This is a genomic window from Chryseobacterium sp. 22532 (genome assembly GCF_052044665.1).
GTDB lineage: Bacteria > Bacteroidota > Bacteroidia > Flavobacteriales > Weeksellaceae > Chryseobacterium > Chryseobacterium lathyri.
The window spans coordinates 770,875-791,706 of the sequence record NZ_JBQENJ010000003.1; the positions used below are offsets into that span (position 1 = coordinate 770,875).

Below are 20,832 nucleotides of genomic sequence, written 5' to 3' on the forward strand. Positions count from 1 at the left end.
TAAAAAATAATTTAACTAAAAAAATTATATCAAACATTAACAATAATTAACACGGATGATAAAAATCATTAAAATATTACGATTATTTACTAGTCGATTTTGTAGAATCTGTTTTTATTTCTGCTTTAGCTTCTGACTGTTTTTTATCTTTTTTCCTCTTTTTAAAGAGAGAATTAAAGCTTTTGCTCCACACAACTCCCCCACCATAGGCCTGATTTGCAGAACCATTGGTACTTACCATCCCAATATTGGTAGGCTTGGAATACCCTCTTAGGACAAGACTTCCATCATTCTTTTTAGAAATATCATATTCAATAGATCCCTCACCAGAAAGATAATTGGTCTGTGTACCTTCTGTTTTTGTCAGCGGAATTCCCAGTCCGGTTTTAATATTTACCCTTGGTGAAAGGGCCACACTCACCCCGGCATTGGCCCGGTCACCAGTGTTGGAATTTTGATCACCTTTTACATAATTCAAATCGATCTGGAATTCGTTGCTCATTGTATTAAGAACTGATCCCAACTGTTTCAGAAGCATATTGTATCCGGAAGATTCCGCTACACCTGCCACATCAAAATCCACTCCTCCACTGTTCGAAACATTAAATGTGCTCAGCAGCAGGACGGAACCAAACTGAAGCACTTTTTCACCTTCCTGGCTCATCTTAGCTGCCAATGTCTCTTTTACCTGGCTGGAAACATCAAGGGCAGTCACGTTCAGATCAATTTTAGGATTGATGAGAGACTGGGTAATATTGGCCTGAAGCAGTACACTGATCGGCTGCAGTTTCCCCATACTTAAATATTCACCTGCATTGGAAACCATTCTCACATAATTGGCTGTAATATCGAGTGCCGGCTTCATCGCATCACCATCCCATCTGATGCTGCTGTTCTTTTCTATTTGGAAGGTCTTATTAAGAATAGCTTTGGAAACAAATGTTCCGTTATCTACTTTATAAGTACCATTCATGGCAATGTTGCCCTGTCGGCCCATCTGGAACCTCAGCCTGTCTGCAGTTCCTTTTACAGTGATATTACCTACATCATCACCCACAAGAACATTCACCGTAGTTCCTTTATCCACATCAAGACTGAAGTCGATGCGCATATTAGCTCCCGTCTTCTTCTTTTCTTCCAGCGTGATAAGCCCGTCTTTTCCTTCTTTCAGGAATCTCAGCATTTTAAATTCTTCAACGTTGGATGTCGAGCTGGAATTAAAGGTAAAATTACTTCCGTTCAGGGCTTTCATATTAGGAGTTGAAATACTCAATCCGGAAACAGGTCCGTCTACATAGAGATCTCCCTGACCGTAAACCCTTCCCCAAAACAGATCATAATCTTTCTGGCTCGTATTCAGCATAAGAAGATTGTCAGCCCTCATTACGAGGTTGACCCCCATTGACGAAATTGTCTCAAACTGGATTGCACCTGAAATTGTTCCCTTAGAATTTGATCTTCCGTCATGAACTTCAATATTGTTAAGAATGGCAAGTCCACGGGAAAGCGGAATCACTGTATCATCAAATGAATAATCTACTCCGGTAAATAGGAGCTTTAAACCGAAACCTTTTAAAGCAATATCCCCGCTATAATCAAGATCACTCAACTTTCCGTTGATCTTCAGATCACCTGTAGCTTTCCCCCTGATATTTCCGAAAACAGTCTGAACAAACTGCTGGGTAAAAGCAAGGTCAAAATCCCGCATTTCTGCAGTGAGATCAATTGTAGGAGAAGCAGTGTTATTATTGACGGTACCAGTCAGATGAAGGTTGTTATTTCCAAGAACCCCTGCTGAAGCTACCTTTACATCTACGTCATACACATTCAGAGAGAAACCGTTTGTAGCAGAAATAGTAAGGTCACCCATCTGGTTTCCGTTCATCACAATATTATCTACAGTAAGATCTACAATTGGCTGCAAAGTGCTTTTATCCATCTTGATCTTTACACTTCCGTTTGCCAGGCCTTTTATTCCCATAGGATTTCCTCCGGACTGCATTTCAAGAAGTTTTTCAATAGCAAATTCGTTAATCTCTGCGTCTAAATAAAAGTCTTTGGCGGATTTGAACTGTGCCTCTTTAATAAACAAGGCACTTTTATCTGAATATATACGCAGGTTCCTGATATCGAAATCTCCTGCGTTTTTTCTGTAAGTAATGGAATGATCCAGTTCGGGGCTTGTATCTATTGCCCAAGTCACCTCATTAAATTTAACTTCTGTAGGTTCAAACCTGAAAACGTAATCCCCGGCAGCATTCGTAGACTGATCTACGTTAATAGCATAAGCTTTAAGGTTATCATTCAAATCATCCTCAGGACTTCCATGCTTGAAGGTAGTGGCTAGATGAAGAGCCGTATTGTTTTCATTTTTACCTTTAAGTTCAAAATCCTTAATAATATTGTTATTGTATACCAGTTTGCTGACCCTTGCATACAGCTGTTCATTAAGGTTTGCCGTATTGATCCTCACCATCACGCTGTCGATCATCGCACTGTCTCTGGAAATATTATTTCTATCATTAATTTTGTATTCAGGATTGGCGGCGGCCAAAGCTTTGTCTGCATCCGAAATTTCTTCCTTCTTCGTCATAATATACTTCAGAGAGGCTGCATCCAGATTCAGGATGAGATCATTTGAATCTCCATTGTATTCTCCTTCTATCACAGCACCCTGCGGAAGCTTCAGATCGGGCAGGAAATAATTCACAACACCCTGCTGAACATCAAAATTCATTTTAAAATTCTGACCTCTGTATAATTTTCTCGGAGGAGGGCCTACGAGAATTCTTCCGATTCCATTCTCTACCATACCCGCAAGATCGGCAAGGTTATATCTTCCTGATATTTTACCGCTTGCAGCGCCAGGTGCATCCACATCAATGACACGTCCGCCAGCTTCCACAAAAGTTTTCAGCTTGGCGTTTGGAATAATGTATTTTTGTGTGGCTGTGGCAAAGTGAAGATCATTGGCATCCACATCTAAAGTCAAATCATTAATATTAGACATGGACATTTTACCTTCCACCCGTCCGCTCACGATCTGGCTTCCCGGTTTATTGGTAAAATAATTCATATTCAGAGAAGTGACATCTGCATTTACATTCATCGCGACCCTTGAGGTACTGAAATCAATAAGCCCTTTAATCGTTGCTTTAGCCTGCTCATCATTCACGGTAATGAGTCCATTATATTTTTTATGATCCAGCAATCCGTCAAGATACACATTACTGATCTGCTTATCCATAATTTCGATGCTGGTGATCTGGGATTTCGTGGTTAGACGCATTGTATTCACGTCAAAACTCTGTCCGTTAAGATCAAATTTACCGGAGATCAGGCCAACGCTTTTATTCTTGGTGATGACAGAGGTATTCAGGTCTTTTACTTCGAGATATCCCGAATATTTAGGCATTGCCGTACTGTATGCGGTAAGTGAAAGTTTGGAGATCTTGGCCTGCCCTATTCCTGTCATCAGGTTTCCACTGGAAACGTAAACCTGCTCAGGAGTTACCCTTGCTGCTCCGTTATATTTCAGCTTCCCGAAATCATCTGCAAAGTTCTTCATCTTTTTAGAAATAAATGAAGGCATCATGGCTTTTAGATCCTTATAGGTAAAATCAGTAGAAAGATCGTTCGTTTCAATGGCAAAATTTCCTTTCAGCAGTCTGTCGACCTTCATTGTTTTGGTTGCGATATTGACGTCAGGATTTCTGATCAGGAAATTCTCTAAATGAAATTTATTTAAAGGACCGGTCATTTTCCCGGCAATGTTGAATGGCTTAAAATTATCCCAGTTGGTCACAAAATAACTGATATCATATCCGCTCAGCTGACTTCCCTGCTGGATTTCCATATCCCAGCGTACACGGTCTGCAAAATCTGCCCATGAACCGTCATGAAGATTAAATTTGATATTTCCCTGGAGCAGTGAATGATCAGTATTCAGGGTAAGGTCTTTTAGTGACAGAAATTCAGGTGTTAAAGAAAGTTCAGTAGAAAAAGTATCTACAAAATGAGATTTCCCCCATCTGTTAGTGACGAAGGACATATTATTGATCAGTGCCGAAATATTGGCCCCGTTAACCTTTACATTAGGTGCTTTTAAATTAAAATTTGTGGCAGTAAGCCATTTCCCAGGTTCTCCCGGAGAGTTTTGACTTACAATAGACACCTTTGAATCAATGATCTGTACACGGGAATCGAGCTGAAAAGGAGGCTTTTTAGGATCTCTTTTCTTCCCACTGTCGAAAAGCTGTGTAAATCTGATAAAATTGGAAATACTGTCCCCTTTATAGGTGATCACCTTTACATCTGCATTAACCAGGGTGAGGGAATTAAAGCTTAGTGAATTACTGTTTCCTGAAATAGCATTGTAAGCGAGAGACATCCAATCTGAATTGGCGCGAAATTCTCTTGCTTTGATAAATTCCAGGCCTTTGTAGTCTTTTATTTTTAATCCTTTTATAGTGACGTCTCCAAAATAATCTACTTCTACACTCTCTGTAGACATCCCTGCTTTAAAGTCTTTATTTACGATCTGAAGCGCCTGATTGGCTGCCCATCGTTTGGTTACCGGAAGGTTAATGGCAGTAAGTATTCCTCCAACAAGAATAACTCCCAACCAGAAAAGGATCAGGAGAAGCTTTGCCCACCAGGAATAGCTGGTGACATCTTTTACCGCCTGCTTTCCAAATTCTTCAGCCGTTTCTACAGGATGATGAATAGCATCTGATGCCAGTTCAGACGCTTCCTTAACGGTCTCCTTTACAGCCCCTTCCACATCCCCAACAGTCTTCTGTACCTGATCACTTAGGTTCTCAGTTACCGATTTTTTATTCTCATTCTCGTTATTATTCTCTAACTTTGCCATTATTATGAGCGACTCTATAATTTTAGGTATTGAATCGTCCTGCGACGACACCTCAGCAGCTATCATCAAGGGAAACTGTATTCTGTCCAACATTGCTGCGAATCAGGCCATCCATAAAGAATATGGAGGTGTGGTCCCGGAACTGGCATCGCGAGCGCATCAACAAAATATAATCCCCGTTGTTGAAAAATCTCTTACTAAAGCAAATATACAACAAAATGCTATTTCAGCTATAGGATTTACACGCGGTCCCGGACTTTTGGGATCACTTCTTGTAGGAACATCATTTGCTAAGTCTTTGGCAATGAGCTTAAATGTTCCATTAATTGAAGTTAACCATCTCCAGGCACACATTTTAGCCCATTTCATTGCAGATGCAAATCCTATGCCGCCTCAATTCCCTTTTCTGTGTCTTACGGTAAGCGGAGGTCATACGATGATTGTATTGGTAAGGGATTATTTTGATATGGAAATTATCGGAAAAACAATAGATGATGCTGCAGGAGAGGCTTTTGACAAGATTGGAAAGATTTTCGACCTTGATTATCCTGCCGGGCCTATTATAGATCGATTGGCTAAGGAAGGAAATCCTGATGCTTTTACATTCAACAAACCTAAGATGGAAGGCTATGACTATTCATTCAGCGGGATCAAAACTTCCGTTCTTTATTATATTCAGAAAGAGGTGAAAAAAAATCCGGATTTTATTAAAGAAAATCTGAATGATCTTTGTGCTTCGGTTCAAAGAACAATCATTGAAATTCTGATGACTAAACTTGAAAAAGCCGCCAAAGAATTGAATATAAAAGAGGTGGCCATCGCCGGTGGAGTTTCTGCCAATTCTGCTTTGAGAAAAGTAATGGAGGACAATCATGAAAAATTAGGCTGGAATATCTACATTCCAAAATTTGAATATACAACTGATAATGCTGCGATGATTGCCATGGTTGCTCAATTGAAGTTTGAAAGAGGTGAATTTACGGATCTGAGAACTTCCGCAACTGCAAAATATGATTTATGAAAATACTATTAGAAGAAAAAATACTGGGAACGCATTCTAAAAAGAACTCAAAATATTATTGGGTTTTAGAAACCGTTATAGGAAAAAATGAAGTGACAGAAAAATCTGAGGACGAAGATTATTTAATGATAAGTTCAGAAATTGGATATGTTCAAAATATAAAGGAAGAGATCATAGAGAAGATCAATTCAGAAAATGTATTTAGTTTTACTTACGAACCCAAAGAAGGAGATTATTTATCCATCAAAAATAATTTAAGAAAAAACGAATATTTGAATTTAATTTTTATGAATAATAAGTGGGTTGAAGAAATTTACGCATGTTCATATAGAGATTGTGAAGGCGATATTTATACCACGATAAAAACCGGTGTAGCGTTTATAAGCGATAATGAAATTACCTTTTAATCATCACTTCACTTATCAGTAAAATTCAGGCGCATTCTAAATATCAATATATGAAACTTTTTTTTGGCGAAATCAATAACGGAAAAGCAATAATTAATGATGAAGAACAACAGCACATTGTGAAAGTTCTCCGTATGAAAGATGGTGAAGAAATTCACGTAACAGACGGAAAAGGAAATATTGCTTCCGGAAAATTAGTTATCGAAGGAAAAAAAGCCGGCTTAGAAGTTTCTGAAATTAAAACCAATACTCCTGATTTTAGTCCCCGACTTCATATTGCCATTGCTCCGACGAAAAACATCGACAGGATCGAGTTTTTTGTGGAAAAGGCTGTGGAAATGGGCATTTCAGAGATCAGTATTATTATTACAGAAAAAACTGAACGTAAAATTATTAATATTGATAAGATCAAAAAGCAGGCTGTTGCTGCCTCCAAACAAAGCTTGCGATTCCACTTCCCTGTCATTAATGATGCGATGAAGCTTACAGATTTCTTAAAAAACATTGATCCGCAGCATACTTTTGTAGCGCACTGTCATGAAAATCTTGAAAGGATTGAGCTTAACCACATTCCCGCTCTGGAACAGATCATTTTTTTGATTGGCCCTGAAGGGGATTTTTCTGAAAAGGAAATTCAATTTCTGTCCGACACTAATGTAAAAGCAGTTTCACTTGGAAATCAAAGATTGAGAACGGAAACGGCCGGTGTATTTGTAGCGGCGTGGAATTATTTCAATATGATGAAAAATTAGAAGTTAGGAATTAGAAATTAAGAGTGTCTATTTATCAATAAATTAACAAATTCCCTACATTTTCAGGTTATGGTCTTTAAGATATTTTTCGAAAATCTGCTGGCCGCTTCGCATTGAATTGACTGCCCATCGGATCTTCATTTTCATCAGTTTTTCTTCGTTCAACTTATAATCAATACCTGATTTAATCAGTTTCTGTTTCAGTTCGTACATACAGATACCTGCGGCTACGGAAACGTTATAACTCCTCGTCAGACCGTACATCGGAATAGCCAGTGTTTCATCTGCAAAGTCTAAGACTTCTTCTGACACGCCTTCTTTCTCAGTTCCAAATACAAGAGCGATAGGTTCTGTGATTTGATAATCGGGAAGCATGACCGCATTTTTTTCAAGGGATACGGCCAAAATTTTATATCCTCTGTCTTTGATATTCTGCAATGAAGCTATATTTTTAGGCATTTTCTCTACTTCTACCCAGGTTTCGGCACCTTTGGTTACAGTAAGGTTAGGATCGAAAACATTTTCCTCTTCCATAGCCACCACCTTGTGAAACGCATTTGCCTCTACTGATCTTATAATAGCTGCTGCGTTTCTGAACTGGTAGACATCGTCCATCACAGGAAGGACAAAATCGGAACTTTCTTTGGAGAAATGTTCTATTTTTGAGAGTCTTTCCTCTGTTAAAAACTGCTTTAAATATTCAAAAGTTTGCGCTAAATCTTCCATTCATTTTCAAATCTTTGCAAATTAACGTAATTTTGAGCTATGAACCTGAACGAGGCTCAATTTCTTAGAAAAAAGTAATTCATGAAACGAAAAGTCCTGCTCATTTATACCGGGGGAACCATCGGTATGGAAAAAGATTATGAAACCGGAAGCCTCCGCGCATTTGATTTTGGAAATATTTTCGAAAAAATGCCTGAGATGAAATTAATGGAATGCGAAGTATTTGTGCATCCATTTGCCAAACCGCTGGACTCTTCGGATATGGGACCTGAGGAATGGAAGGTTATTGCCAACTATATTCTCAAAAACTATGAACTCTATGACGGCTTTTTGATCCTTCACGGAACGGATACGATGTCTTATACAGCTTCTGCTTTAAGTTTTATGTTGAAAGGACTGAGAAAACCTGTAATCATGACGGGCTCACAGCTTCCGATCGGAGATCTGAGAACGGATGCGAAGGAAAACCTTCTGACAAGCCTTTATTATGCCAGTCTTTATGAAAATGATGAAGCGGTTATTCAGGAAGTTGCTGTTTATTTTGAGTATAAATTATTAAGAGGGAACAGAACATTGAAATATTCTGCGGAGTATTTTGATGCTTATGCGAGTCCGAATTACCCGATATTGGGACAATCCGGCGTTCATTTAAATATCATTAAGGATAATCTTTACCGGTGTGATCCTGATATAGAATTTCATGTAGATGAACATATTTCTGAAGATATTCTTTTCTGGAGAATTTTTCCGGGCATGCATCTGAGCCATTTTAAAGAAATCCCTAAAATGAAGGTTCTTATTCTTCAGGTTTTCGGTTCGGGAACTATTTTCAGCAGCGAAAAAACACAGGAAACGCTTGAGGAAATCAGAAATAACGGAACAGAAATCGTTGTGGTAAGTCAGTGTATTTCAGGAGGTATTTCGTTCGGAAAGTATGAAAACAGTAATATTTTTTCAAGGATCGGAGCGATCAGCGGAAAAGATATGACAGCAGAAAGTGCCATCAGTAAAGCGATGCACCTGATAGACAATCCGAATTACTCCGGAACCTTTGCAGACAACTTCACGAAGAGCCTTTGTGGAGAAATTACTGAGTAATTTTAAATAATAATTTGCAGATTCCAGAAATTACCCTATTTTTGCAGTCTCAAATAGAGAGGTGTCCGAGTGGTTGAAGGAGCTACCCTGGAAAGGTAGTATACGGGTAACTGTATCGAGGGTTCGAATCCCTTCCTCTCTGCAAAAAGATAAAGGTCTTAAACTTAATTGTTTAAGGCTTTTTTATTTTACTCGTGCTATCAAATAGTGAGCGAAATTAAACAAAATCCCGGGATTTCTGCCGGGATTTGTCTGGAAAACTGTTGAAGGTCTTCCATCAATATAATTAGATATGAATGTTTGGTGTAAAATTTAATTGCAGATCGTGAGAAACTGATGGCTCATCTGCACTTTGAACTTGGCTTCTGATTTTAATTTAGCGTAAACCGTGTACTCAAAGGCCTGTACAGATTTCAGTTTCTTATCGATATATTCTGCGATCTGCACGACAGAAAAAATAAAATCCCGATATACTGCAATATCCACTGTCTGTCCGTAACAAGGAAGATAAGTTTTCAAAAAAGGAACTGCAGCCTGATGCCTGTTGTAATTCACACAGTATCCTGCGCCTTCCCTTGCGGTAACAACCTCACAGTCGTTGATATAATCCAGGATTGTTTTATTTCTGTCCAGAACGCTATCGTTTTTTAACAGGTATCTGTTGATTTTGTCCAGAATATGCTGGGCGTATTCCATCATGGTGATGGTTTTCCACTCAAATATATGGTTCATCCCTTTTGCTTTGAAATGTTTTTCATTTTCACAGTTGGTGCAAAAAGAAATTCCGATTTTTTCATGATAAGGCAAAAAACAATCTTTGATCTCCATGGAAGCATCAGCCAAAAGCTTATCGTCCGCAAAGCTGTAATACAGATAAGGGCTGTAAAGATCTGCAAGGGCCTTCAGATAATCAATTTCGCTGGCGTTATGATATTTTTCAAACCATTGTTCAAGGGTATCGTAATAATGGCTTTCAAATTCTTTAAATGTTAAGTAAAACGGCAATTCCATAGCTCTGTAATTTTGATATGACAAAGCTATTGCTGTAATGCGACAAAACTTGACGTGTTATTTTTTTTTGAGAGTCAAGATGCAAGAGTCAAGAATCAAGATTTCAGATTTCAGACATGAGATTTTTGATGAGGCTAAGACTAAGGGTGATCATAAGACCTAAACCAATTATTTAAAATCTTTATACAGCAACGGTTAACTTTTAAGATGCCGAAATACAAAATAGCAACTCCTACTTTAAACCTCGTAACTCGAATCCCTAAACTCTAAGACACTCAAACTCTCCGACTCTCTAACTCCCATCCCGTACCCCGAAATTATTTGTCGTAATTTGTCATCATGTATTCAAAGTAATGGATCATTTTCAGGTAGTTTTCAATACTGATATATTCATTGGTGCTGTGGATGCTTTGCTGTTCTGAACTGTTAATCCTGATGGGCATGAATCTGTAGATATTTTTGCTTACGATCTGGTATTTATAAGCGTCGGTCCCGGCCATAGTAAGATACGGAGTCACAATGGCCCCCGGATAGATCTCTCTGACTCCGGCTTCTATTAATTTAAATCCTTTTGTATTAGAAGGAGAAACGGCAGAAGCTTCTCTTGTATTGTCGATATCTTCTACCTCAACATCGAAGCCCTCTGTGGCTTTTGCAATATGATCATGAACATCTTTAACTGTATTTCCGGGAAGAAGCCTGAAATTAACGACAAATTCCACTTCGGGAGAAAGAACATTGGTTCCATCGCTTCCTTTCATCATCGTTAAAGCAGTGGTTGTACGTACTAAGGCATTGGTCGTATTATTTTTGGTAAGCTGGGATAAAAGAAGAGGTTTTAGCAGCCACTGGTTAGAAAGGGCCAGCCTGGTGGTCCAGGGCATTGCTCCGCCGATATTGTCAAAAAAGCCTTTGATGAGTGGGGTTATTTCAGGCTTCATCTGATCGTCTTCAAGACGCTGCATAATAACTGCGGCTTTTCCTATTGCGCTTTCCATAGGCGGCATGGAGGAATGTCCCCCAAGTCCTTTAACTTTTATTTTTGCGGATAAAAACCCTTTTTCTGCACAGCCTACCACAGCGATATCGGAATCTACTCCGGCTACATTTCCTTTCCGCATGATCAGACCTCCTTCGTCATAAACTGCATCGAACTGAAGTCCCTTTTTCTTAAAATAATCTGCAATCTGCATCGCTCCTTTCTGTCCGCCCACCTCTTCATCGAATCCGAAAGCCAGGTAGATATCCCGTTGGGGAATTTTTTTGCTTTTAACCATTGCATCCATTGATTCCATCAGGGAAAAAAGCATTCCTTTCATATCGATGGCTCCCCTTCCGTAAATTCTTCCATTGGCAACAGCTCCAGAAAAAGGTTCAAAATCCCAATCTTCTGCTACTTTAGAAACCGGAGGCAAAGGCTTGTCATCAGGCCTGAAAATATTCTGCTCTTTATTTTTCACATCGGCATCTCCGGGAGGTACGACGTCTATATGGGAGAGAAAAAGTATAGGTTCCAGCGAAGGGTCACTTCCTTTAAGCCTGAAAACCAAAGCATGGGTATTGATCTCGGTATTTTCGGTATACTGATAAACCAATGGATAAGATGCTTTCAGATATTCTTTAAACTGGTCAAAGGGAGTATAATTGAATTCACCAAGGCTTCCTGTAGAAACTGTAGGTATTTTGATCCCTCCTGACAACCGAAGTACGGCAGAATCGTTCTTCACAGGCTTCCACCCTTCTGAAGTTTCTGCTATCGTTTTTTTGAACGGGTAAGTATACATTTTGATCAGCAGTACAGCTACCAGAATAACAAGGATTCCGAGAATGATTAAAAGGAACTTTTTCATGACGATAAGATTTGTGTGGAGTTGATTGTTTAACAAATATACCAAAGAAAATGGCTATAATTGCAGTAAACACCTAAGTATTTCCCTAATATTAGATATAAATTACTTTTGTCAATTCCAAAGTCCGGAATTGATATCAAAAAATACATTGTTATTTTCCAGCATGAATTTGTCGATAGCTTGTTTTGTAGAATTATTTATTGAAAAACACAAAAAACTTAAAGACTTCTTTAATAAAAACGTAGCCGCATTATCACACAAAAAACCCTTGCATTTTGCGAGGGTTTTGTTTTATCTGCCACACGATGCAATCGTGCGGTAGCGAGGGGTACTTTTTCCAGTTCCATTCCTTGTTCCAATAGCTGTGTAGCAATAGTATGCCTTAAACAATGTAATGTAAATCCTTTGTTATTCAGCTCTGTTTTCTTCAATAATTTTTTAAATTCTTCATAGATTCTTACAGCGGTAATATTGAGTAATTTTCGGTTATCCTGTATCTTGTGTTTCACATCTATATAGCTCTTAAAATCTTGCTGAACCTGTTTTGTAAGCAGAAGCCCTGGAAGTGTCTCTGAATTACCTCGTAGGGTCTACGGATATTCTACTGGATAAAAATATTGTCGCTAAAATTTTAGATATCCAAAAACTAAAAGAGAACGACAGACAACATGTCTTCGCTCTCCTTGATGCGTTCCTTAAACAAACTAAGCTGCAAAGCATTTTATAAAACAACAAAGCCACTCGTTTGAGTGGCTTTGGTATTACTTAATTACAAAGTAGATTTAAATTATTTCAAGCTCGTATCCTTCTTTAAGTTTCATAATATCTTGTAATAAAATGGTATCTAACGTATCTAGATCAAAAGTAAATGCTATATAAAAATTATTATCAATAAGAACCTCATTAACTTCTCTTATTGGAACTTCTGCATTATTAATTATTAATTTAGTAAACTCTGACATACTTTTTTCAATGTCATTTACAATTATACCAGATATAGCTACTTTCTTTATATAGTTTAAAACAACAACTCTTTTTATTTTAAAAACATCCATATTATTTTAATTTTTGTGCATTTTTATCAGCGAAGTCAAAAGCTGCTTTGGTTTCGCTGGTTACAACCTCTTGCGTAACATTTTTCCCTTTTAAAGCGCTACTATTCAATCTATATAATTCCTGTAATAAAGTTTTTCTTAATTCTAATGGAGAACTAAATGCTTCTTTACCAATAACAAAGGCATCTTCTTGAAAAAGTGTAAATCCAGAAAAAGGAGCATCAGGTTCAACAACAATTGTTCTTCCACCTATTTTAACTTCCTGACCAGTTCCTAGCTCAAAAATTTTCCTAAGAGTTTTCTCTTCTTTAAGAATAGTTTGTGCCTCATTTAAAACTTTAGCTTCGGTACTTAATACTCTTCCATAGCCACCAAACATATTATAACCACCACCACCAAATTCTAGCATTTCCTCTCGCTTGCTATTGCCCATCAACCGGAATATTCTGTCCATTTTTGTCTCACCTTCATTATAAAAAGGGCTGGCTTGCCATTGACGATAAGAGTTCAGGCCTCCATATTTATCAGCATTGGTTTTTGGACTAAATTGTCTACTAAAATAATTCCCTAATCTAGTGAAGAAACTATCTACCTTTCTTCTTACAGTAATTATAACTTCTCCTACATCAATCGTTTTTCCATCCCCTTGGTCCCCTGGTCCGCCTGGAGCTAAGCCATCTATGTCTATATATTTTATCGGATTATTAAAAGCATAATTATAAGGGCTATGTCTTGGCATATTCTCCGCCATTGGATCAATAACACCCCATCTTCCCAAGTCTGGCATGTAGTTTCTCCAGCCATAATCATACATTCCGGTTTCCTGCAACTCCTTCCCGTTGTACTTGTACTGATAGGCATTCTGAGTGGTAGCAGTATAATTGTGCATTAATCCAAAAGGATAATAATTGTTGACTTCCACAATTTCACCTGGCTTCCAGTAATCTATGCAATTGGGTGGATTCCAAGGATCCCAAGGTCCATCACATTGCTGTACACGGTATTGCCTCGGCTGTATAATTCCATCTTTATTAGTGTCAGTATAACTCAGTCTCACATTTCCTAAATGATCTGTAAAATTATAGATATACGAATTGCTTAGCACATCATAGTAGCCTTCTGATGTAGGAATAATTCTGAGCTTAATTGTTGCAACTTCATTAGGATCTGGTTCCGGAGTCAAGCCTCCTCCTGAACCTTCCTCCGATGGTCTTGTAGATTTATACTGAAACCCGTCCAGATAATTGGTTTCTATATCTCCAAAGAGCTTTTTCACTTTTACACCGTCTGCTCTGTAGACGTAATTTGTTACCTGAGCATTCTGGGTAATCTGTTTGGGTAAATTTAAATAATTATATTGGATTGATGAAATCCCTTTATCTTTATGATTCAGCATGTTTCCGTTCAGATCATACCCTATGGCTTCGGGAGTTGCTACATAGGGATATCCCTTACTGTTTCCAATCTGTTCTTCGGTAACTTTTGTAAGCTGGTTTCCAACATAATCATATTTAAGATTGTCTATCATCAGTGCTGTAGTACTGCCTGGCAGTAATCCCTCTGATCTTTTTAATCGGGTGATGTTTCCATTAAGATCATATTCCAGCTTTTCAAAATATTCCCTTCCTGTCTCATTTCCTGAGCTCTGATAAAAACCTGCTGTCAGCCTGTTTATAGGATCATACACATAACCATATCTTTTCAAAGGCTCATTTTCCTGAGTCAGAGTTTTCCAAGATACTTCAGCTATATTTCCGTTATACTTTGCCTTTACTTTCAGTCCACTGTCAGAAGCATCAGGAACTTCCAGTCCCTCAACCTGGTTGTAATTAATTTTATATCCAAACAAATCGGTTCCCAAGTTTGCCGGATCATTGATGTTGGTCATCCAGCCACGGATATTGTACTTATAATCAATGGTCTGTAGAGGGGATGCTAATGATACTCCTCCTACCTTTTTGTTTTCAAGCTGTGAGAGTTCATTGTACTTGTTTTGAGCCAGAATTTCTTCGGGATTAGTATCTACCTGATGCTTATGGACAAGCAACCTGTTCTGGTGGTCATAGGTGAAGTTTTCTGTGATAACTCTTTCCGTGTCTGTATTTAATCTTTTATGTCTGGTAATGACAGTCTGAGGAACACCTGCAAAATCCAGTTTGGATTCTGTTTTGGTATAACCTCCCAAATGATTAATGGAATGACTTCCTACTACACGACCTTTGGTGTCATAATAAGTATAATTCTTGGTCCAGTTATCATCTTCAATGTTCTTAACCAAGCTCACTACGGGTAATCCTTTGGTACTTCTTGCATCGGTTGACGGAGTTTCAGTCAAAACAGACTCTCCCTGAATCGTTGAAGGAAAAGATGGATTGAAACTGTACCCGGGATAGGTGTCATAATAATTTAATGATAATATCTTAACCCATTTTGTAGAATTAGGATAAGTAACATCCTGATTTCCGTAATAAACTCCCATGCCCTGTCTTTCAAAAAGAGCATTGTTTAATCTGTTTACATTATTAGATCCTAACCCATCAACAATAGCCTGTTCTGCACTTCTGGTATCACCTGTACCAATTCCTGTGATGGCCACTCTTCCAAACTGGTCGTATTTGGTATATTGCCATTGTCCATTAACTCTAAGGTTGGAATCTTGTATAGCAACTATTCGATCTTGTTTGTCATATATCTGATATTCCCAGCCTTTTCCAGGAAGTTTCTTTTCTACAAGCCTACCTCTTCCATCATAACGATACTGATAGCATAAATCATTTAATAAGGTATCTGTAATGGATAGGTGTATTGCTTTGGGTGGGATAACAAATGCCAGCTGATCATATTCATTATACACATAATAGGTATCAGTGTAATATGTCCCATCAAATTTTCTTACCATTATGACCTGACCCTTCCCATTTTTGTATTCTTTGGTAATATTGCCATCTTCATCAGTGACTGTAGTTTTATACAATTGGTTCGGTGGGAAAAAATCAAAAACTAAAGTTGATAACGTAGCATTATTTGTCCAGGTAGTATTGGTTGTAAATTTATAGACTTCATATTCAGCGTTGGTATCATAGCCAAATTTTACTGGTTTATTGCTCCAGTCATTTCCAACCTGAACCTGCTGTTGGATTCGATCCAGCGGAGAGTTTTCCAGTATTTTTTCTGCATAGATCTTTTCTGATCCATATACCGATGGAGCATTGGCTAATGGTGTGGTTACAATAGCCCCGTTCTGGGTTCCTGACTGAGGAATAGGAAGAAAATCCTTCACTTGTCTTCCGAACCCATCGTATTCTATATGGGTAACCATATCTTTTCCCAATGGTGAAGCTTTTACATTCACTACCTGTTTTGGTCTGCCCAATCCATCAAAATATTGAACAGTTTCTGAGGTTTTTGGAGTTGAAAGGGCAGGGTCTGAAAGATATGTTTTTGAATAGACATAATTTTCTGTCGGTGAAAGCTGTGCATGAGCTAAGCCCGCTATAAATAATGCACTGATCGGGATAATTATTTTTTTCATCGTGTGTTAGTTTTTGTAGTTGTATTTGTATTCTTTCACGATCTTATATACAGGATTTCCAGCTGTATCTTTATCCAGCTGTTTCACTTCTTTCAATCGATTAGCTGTGTCATAAACATAAATTTCTCTGATTCCTGATGGAGGAGTAATGCTTCTTACTCCAATTAATGGATCATAGCTGTAAGTAGTGATCTGATAACCTGATAACACAGCATTATTTCTGAACACATCCAAAGCTGAGATCAGTGACTGTTCTGATGCATCGGTACTTAGTTGAGCATCATTAATGGATGAATTCACAATATTATCAATGAGTGACTGTGGGATATCTGCTAGCTTTGCTCCCTCAATCCTGGCAATGGGCTGGGTATTATTGTACCCCCAGATGATCGTTGTTGTAATACCTTCTTTTGTCGTGTACTGCTGAAGGTTACCTTTTGAATCGTATTTGTCATAAGTAACTTCTGTGGATGGAACTGTTCCTGTCTGAATATCGTAAGAAAGAACAGAGCTAGGAAGCAAATTGGAAGGATCATCATACTTCGTTTCGGATCTTGAAATTGTTTTATTATTATTCTTAACCTCGGTCTCCAAAGGAATTCCTATCATATTTGCATTGATCAGCTTAACATTATTTTTTTCATGAGCATAGCTGTAATTAATCGTGTTGATTTTATTATCTGGAAAAATGATTTCTTTATTTGTTAGTTGATGATGTGCATTATGTCCATATATGTTATTTGTAATTGTTTTCAATTTTTTATTTCCATCAAAATACTCTGTCTTAATTTCTTTATTTACAAATGAGAAATCTGTAAATAAAGGATAAATTTCATATTTATATATTTGAGCATGATAGACTGTTGCATTGTGTGTAAAAGCCAATCTTTTATCTCTTGGTTCTATTCTTAAACCAAAATTTGGTGTTATTCTGGAATTTCTGCTTGCAAATTCTATACTGTCTTTTTGAACTATTTCATTTGTATTTGTTGTAAAAAATTCATTTTTATAAAGTTTATTTTTTTTCCAGCTTACTTTGGGAATTCTATCGATAGTCTCCAAGGTTCTTTCCCCTGGTTCCGGCATAAAATTGTTTTCGAAATAATGTTTTATCTTGATACTTTCATTATTAATATTATTAATTTTCTTTTCTGTAACTTCTGAATAAGTAACCATTGACCCAGTAACAGACTTTAAAGGGAAACTAATAACCCCATATAATTTATCCAGATCTTTATAGAACTCTGAAATTCTTAATATTGGATATCCCCACATAATTCCTGATGAAAAACCCTGTGAATCTAGATATTCATACTCAGTTTTAGAAACAACTTCTTCATCATAGTTTCTATGTGTCATATTTTTTATCCGCATTCCTCCCGTTGATTTAATAGTTGGTGTCGCAGAGACATTTTCAGATTTTTTTAATATATCAAAATAAGAAAGACTTATACTGAACCCTAAAGGTTCATTATAATTTACTCTTTGAGCAATAATTTTGTAGTTTCCCTGAGGAAGTATGAAATAATCTCCTGCGGACAGATTCGTGAAATGTTTTATAACTACATTGTTTTGATCTATTAATTTAACAGAATATCCGTCTTCAGAGCTTAAATGGTTAGGATTTGTACTGGTTGTTTCTATAATACTAACATCCGTTTTAAAAGTTGATTGAGAAGCAGTAACTTCAAAAGGCACCTCATAATGGTCATTCATCAGAATCTGGTTTGTATTTGGATCTATTGATTGTTCTCCTACAAGGTTTATCAGCATTTTTACTTTAAGTAAATCTTCTAAAATAGGAGCCTCATTATAATCATTAATTGCTTCAAAAGTGTGATTTTCATACTCCAGATCGAGATAGCCCTTTGTAGGATACTTTATTCTCTTCAACATGCCAATTTTACTAAAATTTAAATCAATTGAACGATCTGCATTTCCCCAAACGCCTGCATATCCGTTAGTATAGGTAACTGTTTGTGTAGGAATTAAGCTCTTATTGTTAACTTTTCCATTATAATATCCCCAAAAATCTTGAGCATAAGATAATTTACTCGGGAGCTCACCAGGAAAATATTCAAATGAGTAGCTTTTTATTTCATTTCCTTGTTCTGTAGCATTTAATTCACTCAACTTATCTAATCTTAGTCTGTATCTTGATTTTTCAAAATAATTTGAGAAAAAAACTGATTCAATTCTTGAATAATCATACATACCGTTAGGATATTCATCATTAAAATAGGATGTTTGAAATTTAAATTTTTTCTTAACCTGATTTTTATGCATAACTTCAATTTCAGATAAAGCAAAAGCATTAATATCCTTTCTTATATTTGGACTTTTTTTAAACTCTATTGAAATATCATCACATATAATTTTTTTAAGCTGCTGATCATCAATATTAGGTGTAAGAAAATTATTTAATATTTTTCCTGTTTTGTTTGTATCAAAAAGAGATTTAGTAATGGGATAATAGTTTCCAACCACTACAGGATTATTGTTTTCCCATACAACGATATCATATTTTGAAAGACCATCAAAATCGGTAGTTTTAGGAACATACATAAATTGGGAAATTCTTATAACTTCGTCATTTGAAAGACTGTAATTATTAGCATTTTCATAAAATAAACTGACCTTTTTATTATTTGCTGTAACAATTTTTACCAACATCCATGATTGAACCTGAGCTTGTCCTGCACTACTCGAATCGTAATCTTCATTAAAAAATGCTCCTCCTGAATCATATATTATGGATGAATATAAATCATTACCCGTTTCCTGATTACTACCAAAGAAATATTGGTTTCCCGCTGGGTCAATAATTTTGAATCCACTTATTACAGAATTAAAAATAAAAGGCTCTATCTTATAATCATTAACTGGTGCACTTACAAATTTATCGGTAGTGTAATCATAATAAAATGTAAAATTATTATTGAAAAGCATTATATTATATTCATCAGGCTCAAAGTCACTTTCTCCATATTGTTCCATGTAATTATTTATGTCAATAAGATTTCCTGATGATAATTTACTGATAGCAGTATTAACAGTGCTCTGAAAATAGGAAGGTTGATTTACCACATCTATTTTTCCTCTAATATTTCTAGTGATATTACCCGCAGCAATTAAGTTCCAGCCTAACCCAACCATTCCAGGAACTTCATTAACCTGTACTCCTCCAGTATTATAGTTCAATCCAATTGGTATGGATAAATCTTTATCTACCTCAAGATTATATAAGGGTATATCTAAAGTAACGGTACCTGTAGATAATGAAATAGGTTTGTCTAAATATTTACCTAAAGAGGCAACTTCGGGAGATTTAGGCGAAAAACTAACAATCGCATCTTTTTGAGAATATGCAACAGAGTATATTAATATTGAAATTATTTTAATTATTTTTTTCATGAATGTTTTATTTTTTTATCAATTTAGCATTAGCCGTTTTATTTGTATCCGTTTTTATAGTAATCAAATAAGCCCCCTGTATCAAATTCTGGGTATTAATCTTCGTCACCTTATTCTTAGTCTTTAAGTTCTGAAGCTGTCTTCCGCCCATATCATACAGCATAATATCAGCTTCTTTAAAGTCAAAGCCTATTTCTACATAAGCATAATCAGATACAGGATTCGGATAAATTTTGATGTCTTGTTTTTCAATCAACTGATCAAGCTGTTTATCACCCAACTTCACGATCTTCCAGTTCTCTTTTCCAAGTTCTTCTGCACTGGTGCCAGCAAGGATGATTGAGCCATCCCTGTTGAGTTTTATATCAGACAATCTTTCCTCACGTTTTCTGGATTCTCCTTTTACGTGTTTTCTCCACTGCTCATTACCATCCTGGTTCAGATACAGCATCCAGAAAGTTTCATCATCAGTCTCAATTCTTCCTTCTGCTTGTGTATAGCCTCCCAAAAGAACTCCTTTGGAAGATTTATCATCTGCTGAATGAAGCACGCTTGTTCCCATCAGGATATCTCGGTTTCCAAAATTGTAAGACTTCTGCCAGATCTCTTCACCTCTTTCGTTTAAAGAAATTAGCCATAAATCTGTACCTTCTTCTATTCCAACTGTCTTAGATCCTGATCGTTCGGATCGGCTTTCTCCTCCAATAATATATCCGTTTGAGGTCAAGGCAAGGGTTCTGATGTGGTCATCTGCTTTGCCACCAAAATTCTTTTCCCATTCAACCTTTCCATCCTTGTTAAGCTTGATTACCCAGTAATCTCCTTCACCAAAGTTTTCGGTTTTCTTTGAGCCACCTGTTGTGCTTCTGGAATAGATTCCTAGCAAAGCTCCGCCGTCTTTCGTTGGAATCATTTTCTCTACTTCATCTAAACCTTTTCCTCCTAAAACTGACTGAGAGAGTTCTTTTCCATCCTTATCGAGTTTTACAATCAAAACATCTTTTGAACCATAACCCTTAGCTGAATTCTGAACGTTACCAGCTACAAAGAATCCTAAGTCTGTTGTTTGAATAACAGATCTTGCTTCTTCATC

The 20,832-nt window shown here is 36.9% G+C and carries 13 protein-coding genes and 1 tRNA gene; 5 read left to right on the forward strand and 9 right to left on the reverse strand.

The window, feature by feature from the left end; genetic code table 11:
- Positions 1-82: 82 nt before the first annotated feature.
- Positions 83-4,873: a translocation/assembly module TamB gene (locus tag ACTJIV_RS11405; protein ID WP_440627530.1), complete on the reverse strand. Its 4,791-nt coding sequence runs from the start codon at positions 4,871-4,873 to the stop codon at positions 83-85.
- A 4-nt stretch (positions 4,874-4,877) separates the two neighbouring features.
- On the opposite strand from ACTJIV_RS11405, the gene tsaD reads away from it, so the two are divergent.
- Genes tsaD through ACTJIV_RS11420 form a run of 3 tightly spaced genes read left to right on the forward strand, consistent with a single transcriptional unit; the run spans position 4,878 to position 7,053 of the window.
- Positions 4,878-5,894: a tRNA (adenosine(37)-N6)-threonylcarbamoyltransferase complex transferase subunit TsaD gene (gene tsaD, locus ACTJIV_RS11410; RefSeq protein ID WP_111959243.1), complete on the forward strand. Its 1,017-nt coding sequence runs from the start codon at positions 4,878-4,880 to the stop codon at positions 5,892-5,894.
- A complete protein-coding gene (locus ACTJIV_RS11415; protein WP_111959241.1) occupies positions 5,891-6,301 on the forward strand; it encodes a hypothetical protein in 411 nt (136 codons plus the stop codon). Before tsaD ends, ACTJIV_RS11415 begins: the two co-directional genes overlap by 4 nt.
- 50 nt (positions 6,302-6,351) lie before the next feature.
- Positions 6,352-7,053 carry an RsmE family RNA methyltransferase gene (locus ACTJIV_RS11420; RefSeq protein ID WP_440627532.1) on the forward strand — a complete coding sequence of 234 codons (702 nt, stop codon included), beginning with the start codon at positions 6,352-6,354 and terminating at the stop codon, positions 7,051-7,053.
- Positions 7,054-7,107: 54 nt separating this feature from the next.
- On the opposite strand, the gene ACTJIV_RS11425 is transcribed toward ACTJIV_RS11420, so the two are convergent.
- On the reverse strand, positions 7,108-7,779 hold the full coding sequence (locus ACTJIV_RS11425; protein ID WP_440627534.1) for a TrmH family RNA methyltransferase: 672 nt from the start codon (positions 7,777-7,779) through the stop codon (positions 7,108-7,110).
- A gap of 81 nt (positions 7,780-7,860) precedes the next feature.
- On the opposite strand from ACTJIV_RS11425, the gene ACTJIV_RS11430 reads away from it, so the two are divergent.
- Both ACTJIV_RS11430 and ACTJIV_RS11435 read left to right on the forward strand, forming a co-directional pair.
- Entirely contained in the window at positions 7,861-8,877 is a 1,017-nt protein-coding gene (locus ACTJIV_RS11430; protein WP_223558439.1) for an asparaginase, read from the forward strand.
- 55 nt (positions 8,878-8,932) lie between these two features.
- Positions 8,933-9,019, forward strand: a tRNA-Ser gene (locus ACTJIV_RS11435).
- Between the two features lie 170 nt (positions 9,020-9,189).
- On the opposite strand, the gene ACTJIV_RS11440 is transcribed toward ACTJIV_RS11435, so the two are convergent.
- The 7 genes from ACTJIV_RS11440 to ACTJIV_RS11470 form a co-directional block, all read right to left on the reverse strand.
- Positions 9,190-9,888, reverse strand: a complete 699-nt coding sequence (locus ACTJIV_RS11440; protein WP_440627536.1) for a hypothetical protein — start codon at positions 9,886-9,888, stop codon at positions 9,190-9,192.
- A gap of 317 nt (positions 9,889-10,205) precedes the next feature.
- The gene (locus ACTJIV_RS11445; RefSeq protein WP_440627538.1) at positions 10,206-11,738 is read right to left on the reverse strand and encodes a M20/M25/M40 family metallo-hydrolase; all 1,533 of its coding nucleotides are present in this window, start codon (positions 11,736-11,738) and stop codon (positions 10,206-10,208) included.
- Between the two features lie 230 nt (positions 11,739-11,968).
- Positions 11,969-12,247 (reverse strand): tyrosine-type recombinase/integrase, encoded by a 279-nt coding sequence (locus ACTJIV_RS11450; protein WP_440627540.1) that lies wholly within the window; start codon positions 12,245-12,247, stop codon positions 11,969-11,971.
- A gap of 273 nt (positions 12,248-12,520) precedes the next feature.
- A complete protein-coding gene (locus ACTJIV_RS11455; protein ID WP_440627542.1) occupies positions 12,521-12,793 on the reverse strand; it encodes a hypothetical protein in 273 nt (90 codons plus the stop codon).
- A 1-nt stretch (position 12,794) separates the two neighbouring features.
- On the reverse strand, positions 12,795-16,325 hold the full coding sequence (locus ACTJIV_RS11460; RefSeq protein ID WP_440627544.1) for a DUF6443 domain-containing protein: 3,531 nt from the start codon (positions 16,323-16,325) through the stop codon (positions 12,795-12,797).
- Between the two features lie 6 nt (positions 16,326-16,331).
- Positions 16,332-19,739, reverse strand: a complete 3,408-nt coding sequence (locus tag ACTJIV_RS11465) for a hypothetical protein (RefSeq protein WP_440627546.1) — start codon at positions 19,737-19,739, stop codon at positions 16,332-16,334.
- A 7-nt stretch (positions 19,740-19,746) separates the two neighbouring features.
- Positions 19,747-20,832: T9SS type A sorting domain-containing protein (locus ACTJIV_RS11470; RefSeq protein WP_440627548.1), on the reverse strand; the 1,086-nt coding region annotated here is incomplete at its 5' end.